At 53.2% G+C, this 5,072-nt stretch carries 3 rRNA genes; all 3 read right to left on the bottom strand.

Annotated features, from left to right (window positions below):
- Window positions 1-49: 49 nt before the first annotated feature.
- The 3 genes from rrf to AC1DS3_RS36800 all read right to left on the bottom strand — a co-directional run bounded on the left by rrf (window position 50) and on the right by AC1DS3_RS36800 (window position 4,858).
- Window positions 50-162 (bottom strand): 5S ribosomal RNA (rrf, locus tag AC1DS3_RS36810).
- A 128-nt stretch (window positions 163-290) separates the two neighbouring features.
- Window positions 291-3,176, bottom strand: a 23S ribosomal RNA gene (locus tag AC1DS3_RS36805).
- Between the two features lie 150 nt (window positions 3,177-3,326).
- Window positions 3,327-4,858: ribosomal RNA gene (locus tag AC1DS3_RS36800) — 16S ribosomal RNA — on the bottom strand.
- Together the 16S, 23S and 5S rRNA genes form the textbook arrangement of a ribosomal RNA operon.
- Window positions 4,859-5,072 lie beyond the last annotated feature (214 nt).

The raw sequence follows: 5,072 nt of genomic DNA, 5'->3' as shown, positions 1-5,072 counted from the left end.
CAAAAGCAAAACCCCCCAGTACTTTCGTACTGGGGGGTTTCAAGGGAGAGCCTGGCGATTACCTACTTTCACACGGGTATCCGCACTATCATCGGCGTGGAGTCGTTTCACGGTCCTGTTCGGGATGGGAAGGGGTGGTTCCAACTCGCTATGGTCACCAGGCATAAACGGTGGCCGCGCTGAGGTTTGCTCAACGCAGCGAATAGGGATGTAGTAGGGGTTGTGCGTATCGGCCTAGCTGCTGGGCAGCGGCACGCGACACTCACACCAGGTAGAAACACACTGGTTATAGGATCAAGCCTTACGGGCAATTAGTACTGGTTAGCTTAACGCATTACTGCGCTTCCACACCCAGCCTATCAACGTCCTGGTCTCGAACGACCCTTCAAGGAGCTCAAGGCTCCAGGGAATCCTCATCTTCAGGCGAGTTTCCCGCTTAGATGCTTTCAGCGGTTATCTCTTCCGTACATAGCTACCCTGCGATGCCTCTGGCGAGACAACAGGTACACCAGCGGTACGTCCACTCCGGTCCTCTCGTACTAGGAGCAGCCCCCGTCAAGATTCCAACGCCCACGGCAGATAGGGACCAAACTGTCTCACGACGTTTTAAACCCAGCTCACGTACCTCTTTAAATGGCGAACAGCCATACCCTTGGGACCGGCTACAGCCCCAGGATGAGATGAGCCGACATCGAGGTGCCAAACACCGCCGTCGATATGAACTCTTGGGCGGTATCAGCCTGTTATCCCCAGAGTACCTTTTATCCGTTGAGCGATGGCCCTTCCATTCAGAACCACCGGATCACTATGTCCTGCTTTCGCACCTGCTCGACTTGTCGGTCTCGCAGTTAAGCACGCTTTTGCCATTGCACTTTAGGTACGATGTCCGACCGTACCAAGCGTACCTTCGAACTCCTCCGTTACACTTTGGGAGGAGACCGCCCCAGTCAAACTGCCTACCATGCACTGTCCCCGATCCGGATTCACGGACCAAGGTTAGAACCTCAAACAAACCAGGGTGGTATTTCAAGGACGGCTCCACGCAGACTAGCGTCCACGCTTCAAAGCCTCCCACCTATCCTACACAGATCGGTTCAAAGTCCAATGCAAAGCTACAGTAAAGGTTCATGGGGTCTTTCCGTCTAGCCGCGGGGAGATTGCATCATCACAAACACTTCAACTTCGCTGAGTCTCGGGAGGAGACAGTGTGGCCATCGTTACGCCATTCGTGCAGGTCGGAACTTACCCGACAAGGAATTTCGCTACCTTAGGACCGTTATAGTTACGGCCGCCGTTTACCGGGACTTCAATCAAGAGCTTGCACCCCATCATTTAATCTTCCGGCACCGGGCAGGCGTCACACCCTATACGTCCACTTTCGTGTTTGCAGAGTGCTGTGTTTTTATTAAACAGTCGCAGCCACCATTTTATTGCAACCCCTTCACCCTCCTGGCGCAGGCCAGTCAAGCTACAAGGGCGTACCTTATCCCGAAGTTACGGTACCAATTTGCCGAGTTCCTTCTCCCGAGTTCTCTCAAGCGCCTTAGAATACTCATCTCGCCCACCTGTGTCGGTTTGCGGTACGGTCTCGTATGACTGAAGCTTAGAGGCTTTTCTTGGAACCACTTCCAATTGCTTCGCAGCACTAGGCCGCTCGCCCCACATCCTTGAATTCCGCGCCCGGATTTGCCTAAGCGCCTTCTCCAATGCAGGGACCGGGACTTCCAACACCCGGACAACCTTCCGCGATCCGTCCCCCCATCGCATCATACGACGGTGCAGGAATATTAACCTGCTTCCCATCAGCTACGCATCTCTGCCTCGCCTTAGGGGCCGACTCACCCTACGCCGATGAACGTTGCGTAGGAAACCTTGGGCTTACGGCGAGGGGGCTTTTCACCCCCTTTATCGCTACTCATGTCAGCATTCGCACTTCTGATACCTCCAGCATCCTTTACAAGACACCTTCACAGGCTTACAGAACGCTCTCCTACCATGCGTGCACTCCTTTAAATCCACTCTACTTGCATCCCAACGATCTCTGTTGGGCGCTTTGTCGATGCTGCGCATCGACAAGCAAGGTGCACTTAAAGGAATGCACGCATCCGCAGCTTCGGTGACTGGCTTAGCCCCGTTACATCTTCCGCGCAGGACGACTCGATCAGTGAGCTATTACGCTTTCTTTAAAGGATGGCTGCTTCTAAGCCAACCTCCTGACTGTTTTAGCCTTCCCACTTCGTTTCCCACTTAGCCAATCTTAGGGACCTTAGCTGGCGGTCTGGGTTGTTTCCCTCTTGACACCGGACGTTAGCACCCGATGTCTGTCTCCCGTGATTGCACTCTTCGGTATTCGGAGTTTGCTATGGCGGGGTAATCAGCAATAGACCCCCCAACCATGACAGTGCTCTACCCCCGAAGGTGAGACACGAGGCACTACCTAAATAGTTTTCGGAGAGAACCAGCTATTTCCAGACTTGTTTAGCCTTTCACCCCTATCCACAGCTCATCCCCTAACTTTTCAACGTTAGTGGGTTCGGTCCTCCAGTACGTGTTACCGCACCTTCAACCTGGCCATGGATAGATCGTCTGGTTTCGGGTCTACACCCAGCGACTGAACGCCCTATTCGGACTCGCTTTCGCTACGCCTTCCCTAATCGGTTAAGCTTGCCACTGAATGTAAGTCGCTGACCCATTATACAAAAGGTACGCCGTCACCCGTTTCCAGGCTCCGACTGTTTGTATGCATGCGGTTTCAGGATCTATTTCACTCCCCTCCCGGGGTTCTTTTCGCCTTTCCCTCACGGTACTGGTTCACTATCGGTCGATCACGAGTATTTAGCCTTGGAGGATGGTCCCCCCATCTTCAGACAGGATTTCACGTGTCCCGCCCTACTTGTCGTACACCTAGTTCCACAACGCTGTTTTCGCATACAGGGCTATCACCTGCTATGGCCGGGCTTTCCATCCCGTTCTGCTAACAATGCTGCTAAAGAGTACAAGGCTCTTCCCATTTCGTTCGCCACTACTCTGGGAATCTCGGTTGATTTCTGTTCCTGCAGCTACTTAGATGTTTCAGTTCGCCGCGTTCGCTTCCCTGACCTGCTACAGGATGAGTTCTCGCATTTGTGCCGTATTCCAAGTCATCTTTCGATCACTTAAATACATTTCGGTTGATACAATCACAACCCGGTATCGTGTTTTACTGCAGCGTCTCATCAACGCTCACGACACCTTTACTACATCCCATATTGTTAAAGAACAGCCGTGCGAGACTTGGTCTCGCAACGTCTTGGCCAAGGCCAAAGGCAAACGCTCAATCCTAAGTGAAAGGAGGTGATCCAGCCGCACCTTCCGATACGGCTACCTTGTTACGACTTCACCCCAGTCATGAACCCTGCCGTGGTAATCGCCCTCCTTGCGGTTAGGCTAACTACTTCTGGCAAAACCCACTCCCATGGTGTGACGGGCGGTGTGTACAAGACCCGGGAACGTATTCACCGCGGCATGCTGATCCGCGATTACTAGCGATTCCAGCTTCACGTAGTCGAGTTGCAGACTACGATCCGGACTACGATGCGTTTTCTGGGATTAGCTCCCCCTCGCGGGTTGGCAACCCTCTGTACGCACCATTGTATGACGTGTGAAGCCCTACCCATAAGGGCCATGAGGACTTGACGTCATCCCCACCTTCCTCCGGTTTGTCACCGGCAGTCTCTCTAGAGTGCTCTTGCGTAGCAACTAAAGACAAGGGTTGCGCTCGTTGCGGGACTTAACCCAACATCTCACGACACGAGCTGACGACAGCCATGCAGCACCTGTGTCCACTTTCTCTTTCGAGCACCTRATGCATCTCTGCTTCGTTAGTGGCATGTCAAGGGTAGGTAAGGTTTTTCGCGTTGCATCGAATTAATCCACATCATCCACCGCTTGTGCGGGTCCCCGTCAATTCCTTTGAGTTTTAATCTTGCGACCGTACTCCCCAGGCGGTCAACTTCACGCGTTAGCTACGTTACTGAAGAAATGAATCCCCAACAACTAGTTGACATCGTTTAGGGCGTGGACTACCAGGGTATCTAATCCTGTTTGCTCCCCACGCTTTCGTGCATGAGCGTCAGTGACGTCCCAGGGGGCTGCCTTCGCCATCGGTATTCCTCCACATCTCTACGCATTTCACTGCTACACGTGGAATTCTACCCCCCTCTGACATACTCTAGCCTTGCAGTCACAAGCGCCATTCCCAAGTTGAGCTCGGGGATTTCACGCCTGTCTTACAAAACCGCCTGCGCACGCTTTACGCCCAGTAATTCCGATTAACGCTCGCACCCTACGTATTACCGCGGCTGCTGGCACGTAGTTAGCCGGTGCTTATTCTTCCGGTACCGTCATCCCCCCGCCGTATTAGGGCAAGGRATTTCTTTCCGGACAAAAGTGCTTTACAACCCGAAGGCCTTCTTCACACACGCGGCATTGCTGGATCAGGGTTGCCCCCATTGTCCAAAATTCCCCACTGCTGCCTCCCGTAGGAGTCTGGGCCGTGTCTCAGTCCCAGTGTGGCTGATCGTCCTCTCAGACCAGCTACTGATCGTCGCCTTGGTGGGCCTTTACCCCACCAACTAGCTAATCAGACATCGGCCGCTCCTATCGCGCGAGGCCTTRCGGTCCCCCGCTTTCACCCTCAGGTCGTATGCGGTATTAGCTAATCTTTCGACTAGTTATCCCCCACGACAGGGCACGTTCCGATGTATTACTCACCCGTTCGCCACTCGCCACCAGGATTGCTCCCGTGCTGCCGTTCGACTTGCATGTGTAAGGCATGCCGCCAGCGTTCAATCTGAGCCAGGATCAAACTCTTCAGTTTAATACCTGTGTGGTTCCGCGCAGTTGCCTGCTGAAACCTCGCTCTTTCGAGCGGTCGCTCACTCTCAGAAAACTGACTGGTTACATCCGAAGACATAACCAACATGTTTTACTGTGCGAGCACTTTATAACTTGTAAGCTAAAAGACCGAAGTCTTCCGCATCCGCTATCAAGCGCCCACACTTATCGGTTGTTTGTTTGTTAAAGAACTGGCC

The sequence above is a fragment of the Cupriavidus sp. 01L46 genome (genome assembly GCF_056399905.1).
This window is presented reverse-complemented; position numbering and strand designations above follow the sequence as displayed.